Source organism: Sporosarcina luteola (assembly GCF_023715245.1).
Taxonomy (GTDB): domain Bacteria; phylum Bacillota; class Bacilli; order Bacillales_A; family Planococcaceae; genus Sporosarcina; species Sporosarcina luteola_C.
This window is the reverse complement of the sequence record NZ_JAMBNV010000001.1, coordinates 1,554,974-1,580,125: the sequence shown is the minus strand read 5'-3', so window position 1 is coordinate 1,580,125 and position 25,152 is coordinate 1,554,974. Positions and strand designations below refer to the sequence as shown.

27 protein-coding genes are annotated in these 25,152 nt (G+C 41.8%); 4 read left to right on the top strand and 23 right to left on the bottom strand.

The features are described from left to right. Positions 1 to 127: 127 nt before the first annotated feature. The 10 genes from M3152_RS07515 to M3152_RS07470 form a co-directional block, all read right to left on the bottom strand. Positions 128 to 949, bottom strand: coding sequence for a CAP domain-containing protein (locus M3152_RS07515; protein ID WP_251694545.1), 822 nt, complete (start codon positions 947 to 949; stop codon positions 128 to 130). A 187-nt stretch (positions 950 to 1,136) separates the two neighbouring features. Beyond that, positions 1,137 to 2,039, bottom strand: a complete 903-nt coding sequence (locus M3152_RS07510; protein ID WP_251694544.1) for a CobW family GTP-binding protein — start codon at positions 2,037 to 2,039, stop codon at positions 1,137 to 1,139. Positions 2,040 to 2,098: 59 nt separating this feature from the next. Next, positions 2,099 to 3,598, bottom strand: coding sequence for a S41 family peptidase (locus M3152_RS07505; protein ID WP_251694543.1), 1,500 nt, complete (start codon positions 3,596 to 3,598; stop codon positions 2,099 to 2,101). A gap of 85 nt (positions 3,599 to 3,683) precedes the next feature. Beyond that, entirely contained in the window at positions 3,684 to 4,385 is a 702-nt protein-coding gene (gene deoD / locus M3152_RS07500) for a purine-nucleoside phosphorylase (protein ID WP_251694542.1), read from the bottom strand. Between the two features lie 80 nt (positions 4,386 to 4,465). Then, positions 4,466 to 4,687 (bottom strand): YozE family protein, encoded by a 222-nt coding sequence (locus tag M3152_RS07495; RefSeq protein WP_251694541.1) that lies wholly within the window; start codon positions 4,685 to 4,687, stop codon positions 4,466 to 4,468. A 13-nt stretch (positions 4,688 to 4,700) separates the two neighbouring features. Then, entirely contained in the window at positions 4,701 to 5,126 is a 426-nt protein-coding gene (gene msrB, locus M3152_RS07490) for a peptide-methionine (R)-S-oxide reductase MsrB (RefSeq protein ID WP_251694540.1), read from the bottom strand. Beyond that, positions 5,123 to 5,653, bottom strand: a complete 531-nt coding sequence (msrA, locus tag M3152_RS07485) for a peptide-methionine (S)-S-oxide reductase MsrA (protein WP_251694539.1) — start codon at positions 5,651 to 5,653, stop codon at positions 5,123 to 5,125. The genes msrB and msrA overlap by 4 nt, the downstream gene beginning before the upstream one ends. 12 nt (positions 5,654 to 5,665) lie before the next feature. Further along, a complete protein-coding gene (locus M3152_RS07480; RefSeq protein ID WP_251694538.1) occupies positions 5,666 to 6,238 on the bottom strand; it encodes a YpmS family protein in 573 nt (190 codons plus the stop codon). Positions 6,239 to 6,250: 12 nt separating this feature from the next. Continuing rightward, positions 6,251 to 7,063, bottom strand: a complete 813-nt coding sequence (locus M3152_RS07475; protein WP_251694537.1) for a GDSL-type esterase/lipase family protein — start codon at positions 7,061 to 7,063, stop codon at positions 6,251 to 6,253. Positions 7,064 to 7,109: 46 nt separating this feature from the next. Continuing rightward, positions 7,110 to 7,949, bottom strand: coding sequence for a DegV family protein (locus M3152_RS07470; RefSeq protein ID WP_251694536.1), 840 nt, complete (start codon positions 7,947 to 7,949; stop codon positions 7,110 to 7,112). A gap of 72 nt (positions 7,950 to 8,021) precedes the next feature. On the opposite strand from M3152_RS07470, the gene trhA reads away from it, so the two are divergent. After that, positions 8,022 to 8,657: a PAQR family membrane homeostasis protein TrhA gene (gene trhA, locus M3152_RS07465; protein ID WP_251694535.1), complete on the top strand. Its 636-nt coding sequence runs from the start codon at positions 8,022 to 8,024 to the stop codon at positions 8,655 to 8,657. A gap of 17 nt (positions 8,658 to 8,674) precedes the next feature. Here trhA and M3152_RS07460 read toward each other — a convergent pair whose 3' ends face one another. Both M3152_RS07460 and M3152_RS07455 read right to left on the bottom strand, forming a co-directional pair. Continuing rightward, complete coding sequence (locus M3152_RS07460; RefSeq protein ID WP_251694534.1) at positions 8,675 to 9,160, bottom strand: dihydrofolate reductase; 486 nt, start codon at positions 9,158 to 9,160, stop codon at positions 8,675 to 8,677. Positions 9,161 to 9,308: 148 nt separating this feature from the next. Then, positions 9,309 to 10,250, bottom strand: a complete 942-nt coding sequence (locus M3152_RS07455; RefSeq protein ID WP_251694533.1) for a thymidylate synthase — start codon at positions 10,248 to 10,250, stop codon at positions 9,309 to 9,311. A 240-nt stretch (positions 10,251 to 10,490) separates the two neighbouring features. On the opposite strand from M3152_RS07455, the gene M3152_RS07450 reads away from it, so the two are divergent. Then, positions 10,491 to 10,766 carry a YqhV family protein gene (locus M3152_RS07450; protein WP_251694532.1) on the top strand — a complete coding sequence of 92 codons (276 nt, stop codon included), beginning with the start codon at positions 10,491 to 10,493 and terminating at the stop codon, positions 10,764 to 10,766. 122 nt (positions 10,767 to 10,888) lie between these two features. On the opposite strand, the gene M3152_RS07445 is transcribed toward M3152_RS07450, so the two are convergent. The 10 genes from M3152_RS07445 to M3152_RS07400 all read right to left on the bottom strand — a co-directional run bounded on the left by M3152_RS07445 (position 10,889) and on the right by M3152_RS07400 (position 21,162). After that, complete coding sequence (locus M3152_RS07445; RefSeq protein ID WP_435371944.1) at positions 10,889 to 12,055, bottom strand: MFS transporter; 1,167 nt, start codon at positions 12,053 to 12,055, stop codon at positions 10,889 to 10,891. A 152-nt stretch (positions 12,056 to 12,207) separates the two neighbouring features. Continuing rightward, positions 12,208 to 12,867: a YitT family protein gene (locus M3152_RS07440; RefSeq protein ID WP_251694530.1), complete on the bottom strand. Its 660-nt coding sequence runs from the start codon at positions 12,865 to 12,867 to the stop codon at positions 12,208 to 12,210. Between the two features lie 121 nt (positions 12,868 to 12,988). Continuing rightward, complete coding sequence (locus M3152_RS07435) at positions 12,989 to 13,783, bottom strand: ATP-binding cassette domain-containing protein (RefSeq protein WP_251694529.1); 795 nt, start codon at positions 13,781 to 13,783, stop codon at positions 12,989 to 12,991. A 14-nt stretch (positions 13,784 to 13,797) separates the two neighbouring features. Beyond that, positions 13,798 to 14,580, bottom strand: a complete 783-nt coding sequence (ssuC, locus tag M3152_RS07430; RefSeq protein ID WP_251694528.1) for an aliphatic sulfonate ABC transporter permease SsuC — start codon at positions 14,578 to 14,580, stop codon at positions 13,798 to 13,800. After that, positions 14,577 to 15,575, bottom strand: a complete 999-nt coding sequence (locus M3152_RS07425) for a sulfonate ABC transporter substrate-binding protein (RefSeq protein WP_285846978.1) — start codon at positions 15,573 to 15,575, stop codon at positions 14,577 to 14,579. Before M3152_RS07425 ends, ssuC begins: the two co-directional genes overlap by 4 nt. A gap of 288 nt (positions 15,576 to 15,863) precedes the next feature. Beyond that, complete coding sequence (locus M3152_RS07420; protein ID WP_251694527.1) at positions 15,864 to 16,466, bottom strand: YpjP family protein; 603 nt, start codon at positions 16,464 to 16,466, stop codon at positions 15,864 to 15,866. A 307-nt stretch (positions 16,467 to 16,773) separates the two neighbouring features. Further along, entirely contained in the window at positions 16,774 to 17,571 is a 798-nt protein-coding gene (locus M3152_RS07415) for a class I SAM-dependent methyltransferase (RefSeq protein ID WP_251694526.1), read from the bottom strand. Then, the gene (locus M3152_RS07410) at positions 17,549 to 17,986 is read right to left on the bottom strand and encodes a BrxA/BrxB family bacilliredoxin (protein WP_285846977.1); all 438 of its coding nucleotides are present in this window, start codon (positions 17,984 to 17,986) and stop codon (positions 17,549 to 17,551) included. Before M3152_RS07410 ends, M3152_RS07415 begins: the two co-directional genes overlap by 23 nt. Before the next feature lie 135 nt (positions 17,987 to 18,121). Continuing rightward, on the bottom strand, positions 18,122 to 19,258 hold the full coding sequence (locus M3152_RS07405; RefSeq protein ID WP_251694525.1) for a conserved virulence factor C family protein: 1,137 nt from the start codon (positions 19,256 to 19,258) through the stop codon (positions 18,122 to 18,124). Positions 19,259 to 19,272: 14 nt separating this feature from the next. Next, entirely contained in the window at positions 19,273 to 21,162 is a 1,890-nt protein-coding gene (locus tag M3152_RS07400) for an ABC-F family ATP-binding cassette domain-containing protein (protein WP_251694524.1), read from the bottom strand. Positions 21,163 to 21,436: 274 nt separating this feature from the next. Between M3152_RS07400 and M3152_RS07395 the strand changes: the two genes are divergently transcribed. Both M3152_RS07395 and M3152_RS07390 read left to right on the top strand, forming a co-directional pair. After that, positions 21,437 to 22,930 (top strand): peptide MFS transporter, encoded by a 1,494-nt coding sequence (locus tag M3152_RS07395; RefSeq protein ID WP_251694523.1) that lies wholly within the window; start codon positions 21,437 to 21,439, stop codon positions 22,928 to 22,930. Between the two features lie 132 nt (positions 22,931 to 23,062). Continuing rightward, positions 23,063 to 24,079, top strand: a complete 1,017-nt coding sequence (locus tag M3152_RS07390; RefSeq protein ID WP_251694522.1) for a DUF1646 family protein — start codon at positions 23,063 to 23,065, stop codon at positions 24,077 to 24,079. Positions 24,080 to 24,124: 45 nt separating this feature from the next. Here the strand turns inward: M3152_RS07390 and M3152_RS07385 are convergent, their stop codons facing one another. Further along, a complete protein-coding gene (locus tag M3152_RS07385) occupies positions 24,125 to 25,093 on the bottom strand; it encodes a proline dehydrogenase family protein (protein WP_251694521.1) in 969 nt (322 codons plus the stop codon). Positions 25,094 to 25,152 lie beyond the last annotated feature (59 nt).

Genomic DNA, 25,152 nt, shown 5'->3' with positions numbered 1-25,152 from the left:
AAGTATGTGCCCAGCAAAAATGTTTTAAACGTTTTGTAATGGCTCATATATGGGAATCACCTGAATTGCATCAAAAAAAGTCACCCTCTGTACCATGGCGGCACAAAGGATGACTCTTCAATTGCAATTATTTTTGGATGAACTGTTGTGTCCAATAGTTCCCGTTTGCATCGTAACCAATGCCGATATGAGTGAAGTTCGGTGTCATAATGTTTTGTCTGTGACCCGGGGACTCCATCCAAGCTTTCACAACTTCTTCAGCAGAACGCTGACCCATTGCGATGTTTTCAGCAGCAGAACGGTATGTAACGCCGTTCGCTTTCATTTGATCAAAAGGAGAGCCATATGTCGGGCTCGTATGTGAGAAGTAATTATTTCTCGACATATCTGTTGATTTTTGACGAGCAGAGTTCATTAAATTCTTATCGATTTGCAAAGGCTGCAATCCGGCCTTTTGTCTTTCGACGTTGGTCAAATCAAGTACCGCTTTTTCAATAGCGGAGATGTTTTCATTTTGCACAGAGTTTTCAACCGGTTTTTCCTCCACAACAGGCTCTGCCTTTTCTACAGGTTTTGCTTGTTCAATCGGTTGAGGCTGTTGAACCGGTTTTGGTTGTTCTGCAGGTTTTGGTTGTTCTGCAGGTTTCGGTTGTTCTGCCGGTTTAGCCTGCTCCATAGGTTTTTCTTCGGACGGTTGCATAACCGGAATTTCAGCTTGTTGTAGAGAAACCTCTATGTTTTTACCAAAATACTTTTCAAGTCCATTCAAGTACGTATTTATATATTGAGTAACCTCTTTTGAATTGTACGCAGAATAGTTCCCTTCATATACATAGTACTGAACGTTTTGCACTTTCAAGTCGTTATTGCTGTAAGAAGCTTCAGCATTATTTGTGTTCGACAATAAGAACGCCGAACCGAGCAAGATGACTGCCATCGATTTTTTCATCTTATAACTCCTCCCTTCGCAAACTATCATAACGCATGGGAGAAGTGGAGAATCGGAATGAATTTCCAAAGGGACCAATTAATATCTGAACACGATGACAAAGGCGGTTCTACAACAAGTGAATTGGATGGTTTTGGCTGATTCTACTATTATTTCATTTAATACGGGGTTGACAGTCACGCCATCACTAGTATTCCTTATACTCTATCTCATTGATTCCTTCACCGATGATTACAAGTTTCGGTTCCATTTTCACATACTCCGGAAGCCAATTGACCATTCCGTATGCATATTGGAAAAGGAAAGGGTTTGGTATTCCTCTTACCGGTACGTAGCCTTTCATGCGGTATACCGTATCTGGTAATGATTTGACCCACTCTTCAAATTCATCTTTATCAACAGGCTTATCAAAGGTGATTAACTTGGATGATAAAGGTAGATTCCTGCCTGAAACGATGGATGTACCTGTCATATTTTGAGCGTTACTTAACACTTTTTCAATGAAGGAGAAAGAGATATCCGCATTAGTAGTTTGAATAATGGGCGCTGAATTATTGAAATTAGATAGTTCCATCGAAACGGTTGCCAATTCCGATTCTGTCAATAAATCCATTTTATTCGCCAAGAGAACATGCGCATGGCGGATTTGTTCCATGAATAATGATCGTACCTGCGGTGACATCTTATCCCTTTCCAGCCATCTTTTTGCGTCTGCTACAGTTACTATCCCTCTGATTTGAAGCCTTTCAGCGAATAAAGGCGAGTAAACCGAGTCTAAAGCTTCAACAGGATGGGCCGCACCAGTCGTCTCAATCAATATGACATCTATGTCATTATTCTCTTCCAACAGTCCTTGCAGCTGTGCCTCTGTCTTTTCAGAACCGGTACAACAAATGCATCCATTTAAGAGTTCTTTCAAAGGAATGTCTTTTTCCTTGCCGACTGTATCAGAGTCGACTGAAATAGAGCCGAATTCATTCATGAAAATCGCTGGCTTCTTTCCTTGTTCTTTCAGTTGGGAAATCAAGTTTACTAATAATGAAGTTTTCCCACTGCCTAAAAAACCGCTTAACAAATATACATCAATCATCTGTACCCCTCTTTTATATATGAAAAGCGCCCAACCGCGGAGGAGTGGACGCTTTTCAATCATTTTTTGATCTGTTCCAATAGAACTTCTTTTGCTTTTAGCAACTGTGGATCTTCATCATGGATTTTATTTCTCAATTCATTCATCAATCCATAAGTCGTATCACCAACAAGAATGCCATCCTCTTTCAAGGATAATGCTTTTTGGAGCTCTGTAACAGCTGTCTCCGTCGTTTGATCGAACAGTCCATCGATTTCTCCAGGATCATATCCAACAGCGCTAAGCATTTCCTCTGCCGTCTTGATTGCAGGTGATACCATTCCCTCTTTCATTTCCATTGACGGATCAAGGAATGGAAGCATGGCGTAAGATGGGTACGGAACTTCGATGTCTGGCTCAATTCCTTTTTCGTGTATCCAGTTGCCATTAGGCGTTAACCATTTAGCTGTCGTCAATTTCAAGTTGGAGCCGTCAGGCAAATCCTTTGGTGTCTGGACAGTTCCTTTCCCATATGTCTTAATGCCGATGAGAGGTACGTTTGCAGATTCTTTTAATGCGCCAGCCAAAATTTCAGATGCAGAGGCGCTTCCGTCATCGATGATCAGTGTCACAGGAACGTCTACTTTCTTACCATCAGAGGCAACATATACTTCGGGATTATTTCCTTTGCCTTCATATTGGAAGAGGTTTTTATCCTTTTCAACGAATAGGTCAGAAATATCGATTGCCGTGTTCAGCATGCCGCCTGGATTTTGACGGACATCCACTATAAGGCCTTCCATTCCTTTGTCTTCCATTTCAGCCAAGGCCGCCAATAATTCGTCATACGTATGTTCAGAAAAGCTTGTAATATGAATATGAGCAATGTTGTTATCAAGCATTTCAGCGTATACAGTTTCAATCGGAATGACGTCTCTTTCGATTTTCACGTCAAATGGTTCTCCAATTTCACCCCGTCGGACGGAAAGGGTGACCGTTGTCCCTTTTTTCCCTCTAATTAGAAGGACAGCTTCTGATGAGGACATGCCTTGAATGCTTTTGCCGTCTACTGCGATGATCATATCATTCGGTAAAAGGCCAGCGCGTTCCGCAGGCGAATTCTTTATAGGAGAAACGACATTAATATACCCGTTTAACTCTTGAATTTCCGCACCGATTCCTTCAAAGCTTGAAGAAATACTTTCAGTTAATTGACGTGCTTCCTTTTCATTCAAATAGTCCGAAAAAGGATCACCAAGTGCTTCAATCATCCCATTAATTGCCCCATCGATAACTACCGATTCATCAATTTCGTTATAATAGGTTTTTTTCATTTCATCATAAGCTTCATATAGCTTTTTGAATTCCTTACGCTCTGCCGTCGGGTTTTGAGGACTGACTACTTCAACGACCTTATCCTCACCTGTCGTCAACGCAAAAAAAGTCACCGCGGCCGTCGCAAGAACGAGACCGAATATGAGCATGACTAACGAGAACGGTTTCATTCGTATATAACGTTTTGCCGGCGGTTCATAGTTTGTTTCAGCTTCATTGCCGCCATTTTTCTCTTTTTCGTCCATCCCATTCCCCACTTTCCTTCCCGATTTAACGGTTCATTCAAAAAAAGACCGCCGTTGATGCAGCGAGCGGTCCTCCGTTGCAATATTATTGAATTGCAGCTTCAAGTGCAACAACAATCATGTCATTGAATGTCGTTTGGCGTTCTTCAGCAGTTGTGACTTCACCAGTAAGGATATGGTCGCTTACCGTCAATACTGCTAATGCCTGTCTTCCGAATTTTGCAGCCAATGTGTAGAGGGCGGCAGCTTCCATTTCGACAGCTAACACACCGTATTGCGCAAGCTTTTCATGCTCTGCATGCTCATTGTAGAAGAAGTCTTCTGTGAAGATGTTACCAACTTTCAACTTCAGACCCTTTTCCAAACCTGCATTGTAAGCCTTCAGCAATAAATCGAAATCTGCTGTCGGTGCATAGTCGACACCGTTGAAAAACGTCCGGTTAATCGGCGAATTCGTTGTCGCACTTTGCGCTAAAATAACGTCGCGTACGTGCACGTCTTTTTGAATCGCTCCACAAGTACCCACGCGAATCAATTTCTGTACATCATATTCTTGCATTAACTCATTGATGTAAATCGAAATTGACGGAACACCCATACCTGTACCTTGTACAGAGATCCGCTTTCCTTTGTATGTTCCTGTATATCCGAACATATTCCTCACTTCGTTATACTGCTTCACATCTTCCAAGAATGTCTCTGCGATATATTTCGCACGCAATGGGTCTCCCGGAAGGAGAATCGTATCTGCAATATCGCCTTTTTTTGCATTAATATGTATGCTCAATGTACACGCCTCACTTTCAAATTTCTTTTCTAATCATACAGTTAATCCTCATTTTATGCAATGAAGATGATGCTCCGGCCCTACTGGAACCGCTCTTTATACAATGTATACAATTCATCGAAAACAATGCTTGGCATTTCGGGATCTGCTTTTTCCTCCAAGTAACGGGAAAGCGGATCAAAGCCTTTTTCATCTTTAGGGAAACTATGGTCATTGAACACCGCTTCTGCAAAAGCGGATTTTTCATCGTCTTTATTCCCGCCTCGGAATGATAAGACAAATTGATAAAAAGAACGATCCATCTTAAACCTCCTATCAGTCAGTAAATAAACGGGAATAGTTGCCATAACCTTCTTCTTCAAGCTTATCTGCAGGTATAAATCGTAAAGCTGCCGAATTGATGCAATAACGTAGACCAGCAGGCCCGGGACCATCAGGGAAAACATGTCCTAAATGGGAATCCGCTGTTCTGCTCCGTACTTCCGTCCTACGCATTCCATGGGTTGTATCGAAGTGCTCTGTCACTTCCTCGGTCTCAATCGGTTTAGTGAAGCTCGGCCAACCACATCCTGCATCATATTTATCTTTGGAGCTAAAAAGCGGTTTTCCCGAAACGATATCTACGTAGATTCCCTCTTCATAATGACTGTCGAATTCATTATTGAATGGCGGTTCCGTTCCATTTTCCTGTGTCACATAGTATTGCATATCGGTCAGTTTCATTTTAAGATCTTCCTTCATGATTGATCACCCCAATGTTCAGTTTTGAATTGCTCCCGTCCCGATCCGATAGAGTACCGTTTGTAGTGAGCAGGGTTTTTCGCATAATAGTTCTGGTGTCCTTCTTCCGCAGGATAAAATGGTTTTGCTTTTAAAATTTCAGTTTTGATCGGCTTGTCGAACTTACCGGAAGACGCAAGCTCCTGTTTCGATTTCATGGCTAGCTCTTCTTGTTCAGGTGAGTGGGTGAAAATCGCTGTTTGATATGATTCCCCTCGATCGAAAAACTGCCCCCCTGCATCTGTCGGATCAATCTGACGCCAAAAGATAGCAAGCAGCTCCTCATATGAAATTACAGAATCATCAAAGGTGATTTGAACTGCCTCACGATGTCCCGTCGAATTTGTGCAGACGAGTTCATATGAAGGGTTTTCAACATCTCCACCCGTATATCCGGAGATGACAGATAAGACACCCTTATACCGATCGAAAGGCTTTACCATGCACCAAAAACAACCTCCGGCGAACGTCGCTTTTTGAATTGCCAATACTATCACTCCTCAATCATTGGGTATTGTCACTTCAAGTTCAATATTATCATTCACAAGATCGACCGATTTAGCCCGAACTTGTAAATTCCCTGCGATTTCCAGTTCCGATAAGTGGATGAATATTTCTTCCTCTTTAGGTCTGACGATCATCCATGGAGGCAACTTGAACGAATCGCGCAATACACTTAAAACGGCCGATGGAGGAAGTTCCAATTCGCCGATTTCCATGGAAGTCTGTTTCAGCATTAAGTTTCCATCACTCAGAACAACCGGATCAAAGTGCATCATGAGGGGAAATGTCATCCCAAATGCAGTCAACTCAGAATTGAGTCTGACGTCTTCCTTGATTAGCATTGTGACAGGAAGTGCATCTCCCTTCATCGCCTTACGGATATAATTATTCGCGAGCGCCTCCAAATCATTTCTCGTCGCTTTGACACTCAATACACTGCCCTTCGGCGTATATTGATTTAATGGAAGCGGATCCGAATCTCCCGGACTTTCTAGAAATATTACTAAGGCAATAATAGCGGAGGCTATTATTGCAGCAAGGACGAAAAAACCTATTTTCCAAAGATTCACCAACGGTCACCTCTACATATCCAATTTTCCATCCGACAAATCCATCAAACCGCATTGATTGATCTTTTCAATAAAGCGATTTGCCATCGATTCATATCCTTTCGCATTTGGATGAAAGAAATCGGAGTGGTATACCATGTTTTCATTGCTAACAAATAAGTCAACGACAGGAACGAAACAGGCCTTTCCGTCCATGATCGCCTGAATTTCAATTGCCTCATTCCAATCTTCGATGACAGTTTCAAATTCATTCGCTTCATCGGTGACGATGGATAACGGATTATATAAGCCGGCAACGACTATGACTGCATCACCATTTAATCCGCGTATCATCTTAAATATTTCATCGAGCCGATTTTCAAACTTACCCAATTCGACATAAAACGGCTTTGCGGTCAAATTAAAAAGATTCGCCTTGACGATTTTCATCATGTCATTTCCACCGATTGTCATATAGATGACATCAGCCTTTTTAATTTGCTCCTGGATGTCTTCCGTTTCCAGTTGATCGATCAATTGGTCGCTTCGCCTTCCTCGTTTGGCCAAGTTTATTGAATCGATCTCTTCTACACCTTTCCAATCATTCATTGCTAGTGCAACACGACCGAAATATCCGCTTCTCTTCAGCTCATCCCCCACACCTTGGGTAAGTGAATCTCCAAGCCCTATGACAGTGACAGGTTCAGGAATAAAATAATCTGGAATTCGATAGTCCGATAGTGCCAAGCCTTCCCTTTCGGAAAATGATGTTGTCTCATATATGGCATTTTCCTGGCATCCTGTTAAAACGAATGAGAAGACGATCAATAAGAAAATTCTTCTCATAAACACAGTTCCCCTTTTATTGAAATTTGAACCGCCTGCCGAGTGATCAGTCGGTATAATACATGAATCCAATAGCGCCTTCGCCGGTATGTGTGCTGATGATTGGTGAAGTGAAAGAGAACTTGACATCTTTCCAACCTGATTCTTCCATTAGCTGCATAAGCGGCTCAGCCATTGCCATTCCATTAGCATGGGATATGCCGATTGAACGGATTATTTTGCCTGCCGTCTCTTCTTTAAAGGCTTTGAATAGTTGTGATACGACCTGCTTATGGCTTCGTGCTTTCCCTACAGGTGTATAGACGCCGTCTTGCAAAGTTGCAATCGGCTTAATATTCAATAGAGATCCGATCAATGCCTTCCCTTTGCCGATACGTCCACCTTTAACGAGATTATCCAACATATCGACAACTACGAAAAGCGTGGTGTTTTTACGAACATCAACCAGTCTCGTAACAATCTCCTCTACACTTCTTCCTTCACTGGCCATTTTGGCAGCTTCCACGACTTGAAACGTCAACGCATGTGAAATGAACATAGAGTCAATAACAGTCACTTTCGAATCGGTCATTTCAGCAGCAGCTTCAGCCGATTTCACAGTTCCGCTCATTCCACCTGTCATATGGATAGAGATGATCTCACTGCCATCTTCACCGAGGTGATCATACAGTTGTTTGAAAACACCCGCGGCAGGCTGCGAACTTTTAGGAAGCTCTTTGCTCCCTTTCATCTTTTGTATGAATGATTCTGGCTGTAAATCGACTCCATCGGTATATGTTTTGCCGTCAATATGGATTGTAAGCGGAACAACATGGATATCGTATTGGTCAATATAGTTTTCTATTAAATCCGCTGTCGAGTCGGTAACGATATGAATTTTTTTCAAGAATAGCACTTCCTTTATTATATTGGCGGCAGTCATAGTATGTTAGGATTGTAACTGCAAGGAGGTTTTATTATGTCCGAAGCTTTTGATTATAAAAATTCAAGAGAGGAACTTTGGAATGCTATCACACACGGTATTGGATTTGCGTTGAGCATCCCAGCCCTTGTCTTGCTCATAATTGCGGGAATAGAACATGGCAGTGCAACTGCGGTAGTCAGTTTCACTATTTTTGGAGTGTCCATGGTGCTTTTGTTCCTTATGAGTACACTTCTACACAGTATGCCTGTAAAACTGAAGCAATTGTTTTCCATTTTCGATCATTCCGCGATTTACATTCTTATCGCAGGCACATATACGCCATTTCTTCTAGTCACGATCAAAGGAGCCCTCGGATGGTCACTATTCGGAGTCATCTGGGGACTTGCCATTGCAGGAATACTTTTTAAAGTATTTTTCATCCATAAATACGAAGCCATTTCACTCGTCTTCTATATTGTGATGGGATGGTTGATCGTTTCTGCCATTAAACCGTTATATGTCAATTTGCCGACAGAAGGCTTCGCACTATTAGTTATCGGCGGAATCCTCTACACTTTCGGCTCGATTTTCTACGCATGGAGGAAGATCCCTTTCAATCACGCAATTTGGCATATCTTCGTCATCGCAGGCAGTGCTTCTATGTTTTTCTGCGTCCTCCTATATGTATGAGGACGCTTTTTTTGTCTTTATTTCTGCATCTTATCATATATCAAGTACGAATATGGTATCCCATCTTCCGTAAACTGATCGGCCGATTGAGAAACAAGTTTCCAGCTATCATCGATTTCAGGGAAAAACGTATCCCCATCAAACTCTTTGCGGATGACCGTTATGTATAAACGATCAGCAATATCCATCGTTAACTTGAAGATTTCAGCGCCCCCAATAATAACAACTTCATCGGAATACGCTTCCGCTCGTTCAATTGCTTTGTGGAGGTCATGGAACACTTCTACCCCATCGGCTACATAATCTTTGTTGCGTGTGACGATAATATTCAAACGGCCAGGTAACGGCCGTCCAATTGATTCAAACGTTTTTCTTCCCATAACCATGGCCTTGCCCATCGTTACTTTTTTAAAGTATTTCAGCTCTTCCGGGATATGCCACGGCATTTTATTATCAATGCCGATCACCCGGTTTAGATCATATGCCACAAGTAAAGAAATCATATTTCACCATCCTCCTTCTTCGTTACGTCTATACTCCGGGCGCCAGAAGCTCGGGGTCATAAGTCAAAGCTGCTCTGTGGCAATAGACGCCACGCCGCATCTTCGCCTTGTGCCTATCGCTTCTAGGCAGGCGCCCTTTGCTTTTGGTTTATACCGCAATTGGAGCTTTGATTTTCGGATCAGGATCATATCCTTCAACCGAAATGTCTTCATATGTCAATTCAAATATCGATTTGTCTTCCGTATTCAATTTCAATGTAGGCAATTTTTTTGGAGTTCTTGATAATTGTTCTTTTACTTGCTCCAGATGATTCAAATAAAGATGCGCATCACCAAGCGTATGGACAAATTCTCCGACTTCCAAATTACATTCATGCGCAATCAAATGAACAAGCAATGCATATGAAGCAATATTGAAAGGCACACCAAGGAATACATCTGCACTTCTTTGATAGAGTTGGCAGGAAAGCTTACCATCCGCTACGTAAAATTGGAATAATGCATGGCATGGCGGCAAAGCCATATCATTCACTTCGGATGGATTCCAGGCAGTGACAATATGTCTGCGAGAATCCGGATTTCGTTTTATCCCATCAATCAACTGTTCAATCTGGTCGATGACGCCTTCTCCCGCATTCCAAGACCTCCATTGCTTTCCGTATATCGGTCCCAGATCTCCATATTTCGCTGCAAATTCATCGTCCTCAAGAATACGTTTTTTATAAGCAGCCATTTCCATTTTATATGTATTTGCGAACTCCTCATCTCGAAGACTGCGCCTGCCGAAATCTGCCATGTCCGGACCTTCGTATTCCGAACTTTCCACCCATTTTTCGAAACCCCACTCATCCCAAATCGGATTTCGGTCATTTATTAACGTTCGAAGAGTTGTGTCACCTTTTAAAAACCATAACAATTCTGAGGCAATTAGGCGGAATGCTGTTTTTTTTGTTGTCATCAAAGGGAATCCTTCTTGCAGGTCGAATCTCATCTGATAGCCGAACACGCTAATTGTCCCTGTTCCTGTTCTATCCTCTTTCACAGTCCCTTTTTCAAGAATATGGGAGCATAACTCTAAGTATTGTTTCATGTACTAAATCCTCCTTGTGCTTACTTGACAGTATATCAAAAATAATAACCAATATCGCCTTGGCGGCATTGCAACAGGAGTTTTTATTGAATGCGGTCGATAAACCTTCTAGAAAACCATTCCCTTATAAACTGAAACACTCCGGTACTCCTATAATGTATACACCCTATCCTAGTTGCAATGTTCCAAAATAATTCTTACATTCGTTGCATATAGTAGGATTGAATATGAGTAGGGGATGTGGTTACCATTATAGAAAGAGCACTGCTATTCATCATTATTTTAAGAGTAATTTCAGGGAGTATAGAAATAACAGCTGCCGCATTCATGTTTAAGTTCAATGATTTGGAAAAAGCCTTTTATATTAATTCGCTACTTGCTTTAGTAGGTCCATGTATTTTAATTGTTACAACTGGACTAGCCTTACATGGTCTGGCTGATAAAATTTCATTAACAAGAATGGTTTGTCTATTCGCCGGAATTTCCCTCATCCTTTTTAGTTTGAAATCAAATTAAAGGCTCATTATATACATATCTGCATTATAAAAAGGACCCTTACAGCTCAAGATTGCTGTTAGGTCCTTATTATTCATTCCACAGAAATGGATAGTAAAACCTTCACTGATTGAAGATTCGCTTTATGTTACTTTATTCGATTCTTCAATTTCATCGACTTTAATGAACTTAACAACAATGAACGTTAAGATAACACCGAGTACACTTGCGATAATATAACTTCCTTTAAGAAAATCTTTCATGGCTAGTGACATAATAGGAGGACCTGCTGCAACACCGATAAATCTTGCTGAACTATAAAAAGAGGAAACGGTACCTCTTAACTCCTTTTTTATATTCTCCGTAATAATTGCGTCAAGTGCAGGCAATAAAGCGCCAATTGCGATGCCTACTGCACTCGTTACGACTAACAGAAGGATCAGTTTTTTGCTCGTAAACCCAACAAAAATGACACTTGCGGACATTGCGATCAAGCAAAAAATCATTACTTTTTTAATGGTCGGTAGATCCCCTTTAATTTTCCGACCGGAAACAAAAGAAGCAACACAAAAAAACAATAGTGGAATTGCAAGGACGAAACCTTTCTTAATGCCCTTTATATCATGGACTTTTTCAAGGTTTTCCGATAAGAAAAATAACATACTGAATAAAACAAGCATTACAAGAACCCCATTAAGAAATACGATATACAGCCATTTGCCTTCTGTTTTAAATATTTTTTTTGTGTTCCCTAAAAACTTTTTAAACTTTACTGGCACATCTTTTTCTTTTGGGACTTTAACAAAGAAAAATATGAGTACAATTGAAATTAAACTCAGCGCTGAAATGGAGAAGAACGGAAGGAACCAGAATATAGCGGCAAATACTGAACCTAAGATGGGGGCTAACACTTTTCCAAACGCGTTCGATGTTTCAATAATACCTAAGCAAGAACTCGTTTTTTCGCTGTCGTCTTGATATAGGTCTCCTACGAGTGGCAATACAATTGGCATGGCTCCGGCCGTCCCTATCCCCTGTAAAACCCGACCGATAATAATTATCGAGTAAGGGTCTTCCATCTTCCATGAAGCAAACCCAGCTACCAGACCTCCGATTAAAGAAACGATTAAACTAGGTAATATCACCATTTTTCGCCCAAAGCGATCTGATAAGTAACCTGCTACTGGTATAAGGAAAATAGCCGCAACCGAATAGCTCGTAATGATCATACTCGATTGAAATGATGTAATTCCAACCTTGTCTTCCAATATAGGAAGTACAGGGATAAGCATGGAATTTCCTAGCGTCATGATGAGAGGAATTGAAGCCAAACTTACAATACACCATGCACTCACTTTATCAACACTTTTTTCCAAAACCACACCTCGTCCAATCAAAAATTTTGCTGATTAAAGGTATGGTTTCCTTACGTGTTTAATTTATGCGCTAAACCACTTTATACCTAATCCCTTCCCCAAATCAAATCAATAATGACTTTTTTTCTCGGCACGCGTACATTGTACAACCATCTAACAATAGTCGTCGATACCCATTGGCAAACCAAAGCTTGAATAATGATTTCCCATACAATGACGTAACCAGTTAAAACAAAGATGGCGCCATTGATCCAAAATAGAGACTTTCCTGGATTGATTTTCTTATACTTGGCAATGATCAACGCGATGACTCCTACGCCACCGTTTGATACGCCCTGTCTAAGAAGAATGGCAATTCCAGTACCTAAAAAAATAGATCCGAATAATAAGTCGAGCGATACTGATGAGAATGGGGAATCCATAGACACTTCAAACAGACTAACAGAAACTGAGGTGATGGTTATCCCAAAGAGGGTGCCGATTGTACTTTTGCCGCCAAGAAAATGCAAGGCAAATAATAACATGGAAGCATTCATGATCCATAGGGCTAAACTTAACGGGATTCCGAACCAATAGTTCAGCAAGACAGTAAAGCCGCCCGCTCCACCTGAAGGGATATAGTTTGGAAATAAAAACACGCCCATGGCAAAGCCTTGAATAACTGCCCCTGTTGCCACAAGAATATATTTTCTGAAGAAGCTGCTACTATTTTTTTCTATGTGTTGTCTACGTGCTCTTTTTTTCACTTGGCATCATCCTAATTAGGTATAGCACAATGGTTTGTGCTGTATCAGTCTATGCTTGGACAAAAGAATGGATACCATAATTTCGCCATGGCATTCGTCTATCGAATGCCACGGCAACTTCTCATAAAACCGCTTTAGGCATGGGTTTGAGATGATAACTAATCTCTTCCGTCCTGTCTGGTTCGCTAGGATTTGGCTCATGAAGAATCTGATCCAATATTAGTTTGACTGTGGAAGTGAAGGTGACATGATCCCGTTGTCTAGGCCTCGGTAGCGGAATCGTTACATCCTTGGCAATCAGTCCGTCTTGGAGCAGGATAACTCGATCTGATAACGTAACCGCTTCTTCCACATCATGTGTAACGAGTAATGCCGTAAACCCGTGTTTCTGCCATATATTTTCGATTAAGCTCTGCATCTCCAGTCGGGTGAACGCATCGAGTGCTCCAAGCGGTTCATCGAGGAGCAATAGACTAGGCTTATGGATGAGGGCCCTCGCCAATGCAACCCGCTGTTTCTGACCTCCAGATAGTTTGGCAGGCCACTCTTTAATCCGATGTTCTAGACCGACATGTTTCAAAACTGTCATAGCCTCTTCTCGGTGAGATCCTTTCAAACCTAATTCAACATTCTCCAAAACCCTCTTCCAAGGCAGTAAACGTCCATCTTGGAACATCATGCACGATTGCCGATTGATGGACATCAATTGTTCTTGTTCAATCAGGATCTGTCCTTCCGATGGTTTCTCCAAGCCGGAGAGTAGCCGGAGCAACGTGCTTTTCCCACAGCCGCTCTTTCCAACAATCGCGACAAATTCCCCTTTACATATGTTCAAAGATAACTGATCAAGTACGATCGTACCATTATATGATTTCTTCAAATCCCTGAGCTGTACGTGAAATTGTTCTTCTTTCATGCTATCCTCCATTCCTATTGTTGTTTTGCATAACTCGGATGCCATTTTAGCCATCGTTGTTCGAGGAAACGTGCAATCATATCAGATAGTTTACCGAGGAAGGCATACAGTAAGATACTCAGGATAATGACATCCATTTGCATGAATTCCCGAGCATTCATCGCCATATAGCCTATTCCGGCTGTGGAGGAGATGGTTTCAGCAACAATAAGGGTGATCCACATCATTCCTAGCGAAAAGCGGATTCCGACTAAGATGGAGGAGAGTGCTCCCGGGAAGATCACATTGAAAAATAGGGAGACTTTACTCAGCCCATACATCTTTCCCATCTCGATTAGCCCTGAGTCGACAGATTTAATGCCGTGGTACGAATTAATGTAGATTGGGAAGAGTACCCCTAAAGCAACGAGGAAAATTTTTGCTTCTTCCCCAATCCCAAACCATAGAATGACAAGTGGAATTAGTGCCAGATGTGGAATGTTCCGCAGCATCTGTACAGATGTATCAAGTACCATTTCAGATGTACGGAATAATCCGTTCACGATACCTAAAATGAACCCGATACTTCCTCCGATCAAGAAGCCGTTTACAGCCCTCCCAAGGCTCACCCAAACGTGATGGAACAGTTCACCGGATTGTGTCAGCTCAACTGCCGCAAGGAGAACACCCGACGGTGCAGCTAGGATTTTAGCTGACAGGATTCCTGTCATGCTGGCTATTTGCCAAATGAACAGAAGCAGGAAGGGTACAACCCAAGGGAGGGTTTTGTAAAGGGTCTTCGTAAATGCGGGTCTCATTTCCCCCCATCCTTTTCAAATGAAAATATCCTTTCCTTTATGTTGATTTTTGTCGGGATAATTCCTAATTCATAAAATGTGTCTGCGATGGACTGCTGTTCAGCTATGATTTCATCGGAAATCTCTTTCTCTACTCCATGTACCCGTCTATCAACCGCTAGCTTCATGGAAGCTTCATCAATCCCTAAAATATCTGAGAGCATCTTCGTAAGTTCTTCAGGATTTTCATTGGCCCAGTTACTGGAGTTCTGGATTTCATCGATTACTTCCTTCAAGATGTCACTATGTTCAGCTGCAAACTCTGACGATGAGAGAAAGAAATCACGGTCCGTAGTTAACCCTTCACCGTTTACTAAAAGTCGCGCACCTGTTGATACTTCTGTGTCGGCCGTATAGGGATCCCAAACCACCCAAGCATCGATGTCTCCTTGTTCGAACGCAACGCGAGCATCTCCCGGCGATAGAAATGCTGGTGTAATATCCTCATACTTCAGGTTTGCTTTCTCCAAAGCTTTCACAAGTAAATAGTGGGAGCTTGAACCCTTAGCAAAACCAATTGTTTTTCCTTTCAAATCCTCAAGTTCTTGGATGGCTGAGTCAGCCTTCACCAAAATCCCTGAGCCTTCGAACTTCGAGAACGCCACAGCTATATATTGCAGCGAAGAACCCGAGGCCTGTGCAAAGACCGGAGGAGAATTACCTGTTCTTCCAAAATCGACACTCCCGGCATTCAAAGCTTCGAGAAGAGCTGGCCCTGCTTGAAATTCATTCCACTCAACTTTATATCCGAGCGGTTCTAACCTTTTCTCTAACGTTCCTAAGTTCTTCAAGATGAACAAAGGACCATTTTTCTGATAACCGATCCGAATTTTCTGGTCTGCAGTGGTTTGTGGTTTTGCATCTTCAGTGGTGCCACAAGCGCTCAAGACCAATCCCATAACTAAAAGCAGGCTCCCCAATAATGCTAACTTATGTTTGAATCTCTTTCCGATCAACAGTGGTACACATCCCCTCAATATTTCAGCTATTTACTAGTAGTTGGGCAAATAGCTGGTTCATACCAAAGTATGCATAGAGATGAATAAGGGCTTAGGCGTGTTCCCTGTAATCAAGAAAACCGACCTCTCCTGAATAGGAAAAATCGGTTTTGTTAGTTCGCATAAAATGCGTTTGTCTCTCCTCTGATATTCAATAGTAGTTTATTGAAGTGTAAAACGTCAGCCCAACATCTCCATTACGGTAGTAAAAAAACACTCGTTATTCCGACGAGTGTTTTAACATTTTTATGATAACCATTTTGGCGGTGTGTTCTTGGACCAATATATATCACCAAGAGAATGATGCACTGTGAAACCGTCTTCTGCGGTATGGTAGTGGAAGTTATAGAAATAACCGTCTAGTGGCCGTTTTTCGGTACGTACATGAAAGCGTATAAGATCTTTATTGTCATCTTTGTCAGTAACATGAAACATTTTCTCTGCGTAATCACCGGAAGGAGTCTCAGTAATGGAAAGCATTCGATTCCCAAGTCCTCCAGTAGACGCTACCGTCTGTTGAATAACCTCTTCAATCTTCGGGTAAATATTGCTATCAAATTCATTTTGAATGGCAGGACCTATTCTTGATCCAAATTTCAAGTATGCCAATTCCTTGGCGGGCTGCAATAAAGCATCTTCAATTGATAGAGTATGTTCAAATGATTCTCGCTCAAAAACGGAATCTTCTAATCCTAACTGTAAGTCATGTTTGGAGGTAGTCGGAATGCCAGCTTGCCTCGTGTCGTCTTTCGGATGCAGATTCGTCCATATCTCATGGTTTGGTGAGATAACACCAAGCGTCAGGACCGCAACGAGTGCGATAATAAGGTTTTGCAAATGTTTTTTCATCAGGCCACCTGCTTTTTATGTATTTGGAAATTTCCCATTACAGAATCGCTATTTTTATTCTATTTATCAATTACAAATCGTCTTTCCTAATATTACGAAAAGGATTTGTAAAGGTTTCATATTTCTTAAATTCATTGTACAATAAAACTGAAGATTATTGTGAGGTTTTATGAAGGAGGTTTTATAAATGAACGTAGAATTACTTATGGGAATTGGAATGCTCGCACTCGTCCTTTATTTAAGCTCATTGAACTTTACAAATTGATACAAAAAGCCGTCCAAACAGTAAATGTATGGACGGCTTTTTTCATCTGGATAAGTAACCGAAATGGAACTTGGTGTTCGGTCTAATTTTACGATGCATGGCGAATTGGCTGAATACGTTTGAATCGAACCTGTCTTTCACGACAACGCGTCGGTTGCATACTCGGAATGCTTCCTGCATCCACTTTTCAGTCAAGGAAGTATGTACGCCTGCTTGCCGTAGTGGTTTGAAATTCGACGATTCTTCGATCGGAGCATGGAACATAGGGTCGATGTACACGACATCCCACGAACGATCGGGCTGATTCGCCAAAAACTCAATCGCTTCAGAATGAATGACTTCAATGTTCTGCATGGCCATCTCCAACGCCTCGAAAGTGGCAGGAAAACTTCGAAGACCCTTTTTTACTACAAAAGCAACAGTCGGATCTGCTTCCAATCCTACACATTTCCCATCTGCCCCTATTATATGAGAAGCAACAATGCTATCCGACGCTAATCCTAGCGTACAGTCAAGGAATGTATCACCTTCCGTTAATGCACTCGCCTCAACGAGTGGATCTGGCTCCCCTTTACTAATGCGCTTTAAACGGAAAGCTGCCGAATTCGGATGAAAAAATAACGGCTGTTCCATCCCCTCACGGAATAGTTCATAACGGTCTTTACCTGCGACAAGGACATCGGCATCGTATTCGCGCTGCATGCGTAAAATGGAACGTTTTTTCCTTTCGACAACCGGAAAACCAAGCTCCGAACTTGCAATCTCGGCTACTTTGTACGTAGTCGGATCTGGTCTACCTGCCGTCGTGATAATTGTTTTATTTTGCACAAACTTGTTCAAGGACGCCGCTCAGATGATCTTTGATCTGTTCCATTTCAAAATTCTCGATTTGCTCCCTTGGAATGAAGTAGGCAAGCGCTCCGTCTTTCCATACAGCGATGGAAGGTGAGCTTGGAGGTACTTCAGGGAAATAGCTTCTCATCATCTCTGTCGCTTCTTTGTCCTGGCCGGCAAACACTGTAAATAGATGATTCGGTGCTGCTTCAACCGTTTGCAGCGCTTCCCTCACTGCCGGTCGGGCAAGTCCTGCTGCACAACCGCAAACTGAATTAATGACAATCAATGCGGTACCTTCAAGTGATTTCATTTTCTCCTCAACTTGCTCAGCTGTCGTCAGCTCCGTAAAGCCCGATTGAACGAGTTCCTCCCTCATCGGTTTTACAATGCCTTTCATATACTCATCGTACGCATTCATAATTCATTCCCCTTTCGACAAATCGATACTATCGCTCTCATTCTACATTGAATACGAAGCAATTTCATGTATTCAATAGTATTGAACAGTGACCTATCGATTGAGTTGACATAATATTATTGCGTTAATGATTTTTTATTGTTTGGCAGAATTGCCGTGTACTTCCGTCATTTGCTTCCAGATGGAGCCTTTCGCTTCCTCACCTTCAGTGATTCTTGCAATGGCCATTCGAACTTGCAGCTTCACTTCGAATTCAGAATCGTTTTCTGCTTCATGCAAAGCAGTTAACGCGTTTTCAGTCCCCGATTCGTATAGGAACATGGCAGCGCGCCATCTCACAAGCTTGTTCTTATCTTTCAATGCCTCTATTGCAGCGTTTTCAAAGCCTGCAAATCCTAAATCACTCATGCAGTCTCCTGCCGTTCTCCGCACCGCCCAACTTTTATCCTTTAATGCTTTTTCCACGTAAGGAATGACAGATTCATCCTCGATCATTCCAAGATAAACAGTTGCAAGCCGGCGAATAGACATTTTTTCATCTTCCAGCGCACATTCTAGCAAAGGGAGATCTGTTACATCGGGATCGGGCATCTGATCAATCAGTTGGAAACGTTTTTCCCACTCTTTTACATTAAAATCTTCCAATGTAACTTTACGTTTCTTCTCTTCGAGGTTATCCTTCCCTTGCTGTGACTGATTTATTATTTCATGTAAGCGTTCCTCAGGATAAGCGGCTTCGACTTCTTGGACGACTGTTTCCCCAATTTCCTGTTTGTCACCGTACCGGATGCCGTAATCTGCCCATTTCCGAAGGAGGATATAGTTTTCCACTTCCGTACTATGCACTTTTTCCATCGCTATGCTAAACCGTTCACTAAGACCAAAACGCAGCTCCGAATCGCTATCGAACACTTTAACTTGCAGAGGGATGTCTTTATACGTTTGGACATGGACATACACTTCACCATAATGATCATCTGGAGCTTTTTCCAAATTCCTCTCTACATCCACTGAATCTTTGTTAAATACTCCTTGCACTTCAGCAAGGATGTCTTCCCATGCAATAGTACCTACACGTTCAATCGCCATGAAATCCATTACATGATATATCCCTTTTACACCTTTAATAGATAGCATTTCCGACACTGGATAGGGTGCATGTTCCGCATCTTCTTTCTTATAATTATAACTGACACCCATCGGGAGCTCTTCGTCCACAATAAGTTTCATCGAGTTCGGACTAGGGGTCGGTTCTATTGTTACAATCTTCATTGCCAACACTCCTCTCATTCTTGTTCGGATATTTCCTGTAAATATGCCCATCGCTCAATTAGACGCTCATATTCAGCATTCAATTCATCCAATTCTTTTGTCAATTCACGTAAACGATCGTAGTTGGAACCGGATTCGACCATTTGGGCTTCAGTAAGTTCGATTTTAGACTCGATGTCTTCGACACTTTTTTCAATTGTATCCCATTCCTTTTTCTCCGAATAAGTCATTCGTTTCTTCATCGGAACCGATTCCCTCGGTTGTGGATCTTGAATGATTTTTTCGGATGAGGCATCGTCAGTTTTCACCGATTCCGATTCTAGATATTCCGAGTAGAGGCTGTAATGGACCTCTACGTTCCCTGACCCGTCCAATACCCAAAGCTTTGTAGATGTCCTGTCAAGGAAAAAACGATCATGGGAGATCGTTAACACGACACCCGGGAATGAATCAATAAAGGTCTCTAGTACGGATAACGTCTCGATATCAAGGTCGTTTGTCGGTTCATCGAGCAACAGTACATTGGGCTGTTCCATTAGTAATTTCAATAAGTATAACCGTTTTCTTTCCCCGCCGGACAGTTTTCCGATCGGCGTGCCATGTGACGAGGAAGGAAACAAGAAGCGCTCCAGCATTTGAGTAGCCGATATCCGTGTCCCACTACTATCTTCTATATCGTTTGATGTTTCTCTTATATATTCAATGATGCGCTTATTTTCGGCCATTTTCGGCAACTGCTGATGAAAATGCGCTATTCTTACTGTTGATCCCATTTCAATCGAACCGCTATCAGGTTCGAGATCTTTCGCAAACAACTTCATAAGGGTGGTTTTGCCAGCTCCATTCGGACCGACAATAGCTATCCGATCCCCCGATTGTAAAATGCAACTGAAGCGAGAGATGATTTTTTTATCCTCATATGCTTTTGAAACTTCATTAGCTTCAATCACTTTCTTGCCTAAACGGGATGTTTTCAGCGTCACATCCATGTCACCCGCAGAACCTTCCTTTTTCAAGTTCTCCTGCAGTTCTTCAAAACGTCCGATCCGCGCTTTTTGTTTTGTCGATCTGGCCTTCGCTCCACGTCTGATCCACTTTAACTCTGTCCGGTACCGATTTTGCATCTTTGCGTCCGTCGCTTCCGCCATCTCTTCACGGATTGCCTTCGCTTCCAAATAATCGGCAAAATTTCCGGTGTGGGTATATAACTTGCGATCAGCCAACTCGTAAATGTGGGTAGAGACCGCATCAAGGAAATAGCGGTCATGAGTAATGAACATGACGGCCCCTTGCTCACTTTTCAAATACTCCTGCAGCCAAGTGATTGATTGGACATCGAGATGGTTCGTCGGTTCATCCAAAAGTAAAAGATCCGCCGGTTCAATAATTACTTTCGCCAAAGCCACACGTTTCTGTTGACCTCCAGAAAGCTCGCCCATTTTCTTATCAAATGTATCAATTCCTAATTTCGTCAGGACCATCCGCGCTTTCGTGTTTAAATCCCATGCCGATTTTGCGTCCATCTCATTTTGGACACGCGAGAACCTTTCTTGATTCTCTTTCGAGGATGAGTCGGTTTCAAGTGCGACAAGCGCATTTTCATACTCCAAATTCAATTTGATAATTGGCGCATCTGACATGAATACTGTTTCCATTACTGTTTTGTCCGGATCAAGTACAGGTGTTTGCGGTAAGTAAGAAATACTGTACTTATTCGGATGATCCATTCTGACGGAATCCGCATCCTCGGTTCCGGCGATAATGGAAAGCAATGTTGACTTGCCAGTCCCATTAATTCCGATCAAGCCGACTTTATCCCCATTTATGATTGTGAAGGATATATCACGGAACAACGTTTTTTCTCCAACACTTTTTGTTAGGTTTTCAACAATCAATTGGCTCATAACAACACATCCATTTCTACTAACTGCATATCTACATGATAGCTCAAATTCAAACATTTTTGAACGTAGACGTACCGTTCCCTACAAAACAGTTCCAAAAGCGAAAGTTCCGGACAGATATTTCACTATAAACCTAATTTTAAAAATACAGCAGGTGTCAGAAAACATTATATTATCACGGTAAAAACAAATTTAAAATTGCCTATTTTTATTTTGACAATATAATTAATTTGTCTATATAATAATGAAATACTTAAAGGAGGCAACATTTCAAATGTCACAAATAACGAAAGAGCAAATTGTTGAAAGCGTTCCCCAAAAAGGATTCTTCGGTCATCCAAAAGGCCTTTTCACTTTATTTTTTACAGAATTTTGGGAACGTTTTTCCTATTATGGAATGAGGGCAATCCTCCTCTTCTACATGTACTACGAGGTTACCAAAGGCGGACTCGGAATTAGTGAGACGACAGCACTTTCCATCATGTCCATTTATGGTGCACTCGTCTATATGTCCGGCATAATCGGAGGATGGCTCGCAGACCGTCTGTTCGGAACGTCGAAAGCCGTTTTCTACGGCGGAATTCTGATCATGTTTGGCCATATTGTCCTTGCAATGCCAGGAGGAGCGACAGCGCTCTTCATCTCAATGGGATTGATTGTTCTTGGGACAGGTCTATTGAAACCGAACGTTTCGAGCATCGTCGGAGATATGTATGACATTAACGATATTCGCCGTGATTCAGGCTTCAGTATTTTCTATATGGGCATTAACATGGGTGGATTCCTCTCTCCTTTGATTGTAGGAGAGATCGGATTGAAATATAACTTCCATCTTGGATTCAGCATCGCTGCAGTCGGGATGTTCTTCGGGCTTGTCATGTTCATGTTGACGAAAAAGAAAAATTTGGGTCTTGCGGGTACTCAAGTCCCTAATCCATTGAAGCCTGAAGAACGCAAACGCTTCATGTTGACTACTTTGGGGGCTGTAGTTGTCTTAGTCATCCTTATGGTCATTTCCATTCCTAGAGGATGGCTCACATTCGAATCATTCATCGGGCTTGTAGGGATTCTTGGATTCTTAATTCCTTTCTGTTATTTCGTCGTCATGTATCGAAGCAAAAAGACGAATTCAGATGAAAAATCAAGAATTCTTGCCTACATTCCATTGTTTTTGGCTTCTGTCATGTTTTGGTCGATTGCAGAACAAGGTTCAACGATTTTAGCGCTCTTTGCAGACAAGCGAACGAACTTGGATGTTTTCGGCTTCCATATTTCGCCTGCATGGTTCCAATCGTTTAATCCATTGTTCATCATCGTGCTGGCGCCGATCTTTGCCTGGTTGTGGATTAAAATGGGCAATCGCCAACCGACGATTCCACAAAAATTCTCGTTCGGAATTCTGTTTGCAGGACTTTCGTTCATAGTCATTCTGTTGCCGGCCTATTTCGGTGGAGCGGATACGCTTGTGAATCCACTTTGGCTTGTGCTAAGCATCTTCATTGCAGTATTAGGCGAACTTTGCCTTTCACCGGTTGGATTATCCGCAACGACGAAGCTTGCGCCTGCGGCCTTCTCCGCGCAGACGATGAGCTTATGGTTCCTGTCGAACGCAGCGGCTCAAGCATTGAATGCACAGCTAGTGAAGTTTTACTCCGCTGAAACAGAAATGATGTATTTTGGGATCATTGGCGGTGTGGCGATCGCGTTAAGTCTAATTCTATTCGCCATCTCTCCAGTTATTTCGAAGTTTATGAAGGGTGTCCATTAATTAAATAACATCTTTAGTAGCAATACTGTTCGCAGTATTGCTTTTTTATTTTCAATAGATTGTTCTCCTCTGAAAATTAAAATGATATGATAGAATTAAAAGTCAATTCAGTTGTGGAAAAGGGGATAGATTATGATTTTGGGATTGTCGATCATTTTAGCTTTAGTTTTGTTCCTACCCTTTACAATCCAATTCGTCGAGCGCAATTTGGAAGTTTTCCTTTTCGTTATGGGGATTGCAGCTGTCATAGTCAGCGGAGTTTTGAATAAGGATTTAGTGTTGAAGGCGCTGGAAGACCCAATACATATTACGATTGCCGTCATAGTGGCTGGCCTCATTTTCAAATGGTTGCAGAAGCCTTTTGAAAAAATGATTAAAGGAGTAAGCCGGATACTACCATTCAGACTATTTCTAGCGCTGGTCATCATTATCCTGGGAATTGTTTCAAGTGTCATCACGGCAATCATCGCAGCTCTTGTTTTAGTTGCGATCGTCAGTGTTTTGGAACTGGATCGCAAATCGGAAGTCCGGTTTGTCATACTCGCCTGTTATTCGATTGGAATGGGGGCTGTATTAACTCCAATAGGTGAACCTCTATCCACGATCGCAACAAGTAAGTTGGATGAAAATTTCTTTTATCTCTTAAGACTTATTGGACCTGATGTTATCCCTGGAGTATTCGCTTTCGGCTTATTGGCAATTATGTTAATCCGCCCCGTCAAAAAGTACGGGGGCTTAAAAGCTAAGCAAGGGAAAGAATCATTGTTGGATATCCTGATTAGAGGATTTAAGGTTTATCTATTCGTTATGGCGTTGACTTTATTGGGTGCAGGCTTCGAACCGTTCATAAAAAGATTCCTTTTGGACTTGAACCCATATATTCTGTACTGGATCAATATGATTTCTGCCGTACTAGATAACGCAACGCTTGCAGCTGCAGAAATTAGCAGTGAAATGGACGAACCTACAATTAAAGCAATCTTGCTAGGTCTACTCATAAGTGGTGGGATGCTAATCCCCGGGAATATCCCGAATATTATCGCTGCTGGCAAATTGAATATTAAAAGTGTCGAGTGGGCAAGATTCGGAGTTCCAATCGGTTTGATTGCAATGGTCATCTATTTCATTGTAATTGTCATATTCGGATAAAAAACGGCCAGTCACTGGATTATGAACCAGTGGCCGGCCGTTTTTTTATTTCTTTTTCGTAAGACGTCCCAGTAAGAATGCCCCAGCAGCTAAGCCAATCATTGTATTTGTCTTCTTTGTAAACACCTGTTTCACGACTAGGTTCATATTTTGCGGTCTCTCAGCAAGGCGACGCATGAAATAGCCGTACCAATCTTGGCCAAATGGAACGTATGTACAGAAGTTATACCCTTCTTTTGCTAAATCCAATTGCATGTCCTTCCTGAAACCATATAACATTTGAAATTCAAATTTGTCGTTCGGGATATTATTGTCTTTGACGAATTGCTTCACATGGTTAATGACATTATGATCATGTGTCGCAATGGATGTAAATTTACCGTTCAACAAATGCCATTCAATCAATTTGATATAATTTTTATCGATATCCTGTTTATCTTGGTATGCGACTTCCGCTGGCTCTTTATAAGCCCCTTTGACGATTCTGAGTCGGTAATCTTTATGCTTGTACAAATCTTCCTCCGCGCGGAAAAAGTAAGCTTGGATGACCGTTCCGATATTGTCGTACTTAGCTGAAAGTTCGTCCAATAGATTGAATGATGGCTGGAGTCGGGCATGGTCTTCCATGTCGAAATTGACAAAAATCCCGTATTCATTTGCCGCAGCTACGATTTCTTCAATGTTTTCCTTACAGAAATCATAGTCGATATCAAGGCCAAGTTGGGAAGGTTTTAATGAGATATGCGCATCCACTTCATTTTCATGGATAGCTTCAATGACTGCAAGTATCTGTTCTTTTGCAGTAATCGCTTCTTCTTTCTCAAAGACGAACTCGCCCAGATTGTCGACAGTGCAAGAGATGCCATGTTTGTTCAATTCCTTAATGCTTTCAATCGTTTCAGCAATGTTTGTTCCTGCTACAACGTTTTGCGCGCCCATTTGTAAACCGTATTTTTTTGCAGCATTATTCAGAAATTGGTTTTGGGATAGGCCGATAAAGAAATCTTTTAACATTTCCATTACTCCTCATTAATAATTTACTTTTCACAAATGCATTATATCATAGCATCCAC

What these genes read in the sequence shown, in the direction of transcription:
- M3152_RS07515 (WP_251694545.1), bottom strand. Translation starts at nt 949, where the DNA reads ATGAAAAAATCGATGGCAGTCATCTTGCTCGGTTCGGCGTTCTTATTG.
- M3152_RS07510 (WP_251694544.1), bottom strand. Translation starts at nt 2,039, where the DNA reads ATGATTGATGTATATTTGTTAAGCGGTTTTTTAGGCAGTGGGAAAACT.
- M3152_RS07505 (WP_251694543.1), bottom strand. Translation starts at nt 3,598, where the DNA reads ATGGACGAAAAAGAGAAAAATGGCGGCAATGAAGCTGAAACAAACTAT.
- M3152_RS07495 (WP_251694541.1), bottom strand. Translation starts at nt 4,687, where the DNA reads ATGGATCGTTCTTTTTATCAATTTGTCTTATCATTCCGAGGCGGGAAT.
- msrB (WP_251694540.1), bottom strand. Translation starts at nt 5,126, where the DNA reads ATGAAGGAAGATCTTAAAATGAAACTGACCGATATGCAATACTATGTG.
- M3152_RS07475 (WP_251694537.1), bottom strand. Translation starts at nt 7,063, where the DNA reads ATGAGAAGAATTTTCTTATTGATCGTCTTCTCATTCGTTTTAACAGGA.
- trhA (WP_251694535.1), top strand. Translation starts at nt 8,022, where the DNA reads ATGTCCGAAGCTTTTGATTATAAAAATTCAAGAGAGGAACTTTGGAAT.
- M3152_RS07460 (WP_251694534.1), bottom strand. Translation starts at nt 9,160, where the DNA reads ATGATTTCTTTACTTGTGGCATATGATCTAAACCGGGTGATCGGCATT.
- M3152_RS07455 (WP_251694533.1), bottom strand. Translation starts at nt 10,250, where the DNA reads ATGAAACAATACTTAGAGTTATGCTCCCATATTCTTGAAAAAGGGACT.
- M3152_RS07445 (WP_435371944.1), bottom strand. Translation starts at nt 12,055, where the DNA reads ATGACGCTAGGAAATTCCATGCTTATCCCTGTACTTCCTATATTGGAA.
- M3152_RS07435 (WP_251694529.1), bottom strand. Translation starts at nt 13,783, where the DNA reads ATGAAAGAAGAACAATTTCACGTACAGCTCAGGGATTTGAAGAAATCA.
- ssuC (WP_251694528.1), bottom strand. Translation starts at nt 14,580, where the DNA reads ATGAGACCCGCATTTACGAAGACCCTTTACAAAACCCTCCCTTGGGTT.
- M3152_RS07420 (WP_251694527.1), bottom strand. Translation starts at nt 16,466, where the DNA reads ATGAAAAAACATTTGCAAAACCTTATTATCGCACTCGTTGCGGTCCTG.
- M3152_RS07410 (WP_285846977.1), bottom strand. Translation starts at nt 17,986, where the DNA reads ATGAATGCGTACGATGAGTATATGAAAGGCATTGTAAAACCGATGAGG.
- M3152_RS07405 (WP_251694525.1), bottom strand. Translation starts at nt 19,258, where the DNA reads ATGAAGATTGTAACAATAGAACCGACCCCTAGTCCGAACTCGATGAAA.
- M3152_RS07400 (WP_251694524.1), bottom strand. Translation starts at nt 21,162, where the DNA reads ATGAGCCAATTGATTGTTGAAAACCTAACAAAAAGTGTTGGAGAAAAA.
- M3152_RS07395 (WP_251694523.1), top strand. Translation starts at nt 21,437, where the DNA reads ATGTCACAAATAACGAAAGAGCAAATTGTTGAAAGCGTTCCCCAAAAA.
- M3152_RS07390 (WP_251694522.1), top strand. Translation starts at nt 23,063, where the DNA reads ATGATTTTGGGATTGTCGATCATTTTAGCTTTAGTTTTGTTCCTACCC.
- M3152_RS07385 (WP_251694521.1), bottom strand. Translation starts at nt 25,093, where the DNA reads ATGTTAAAAGATTTCTTTATCGGCCTATCCCAAAACCAATTTCTGAAT.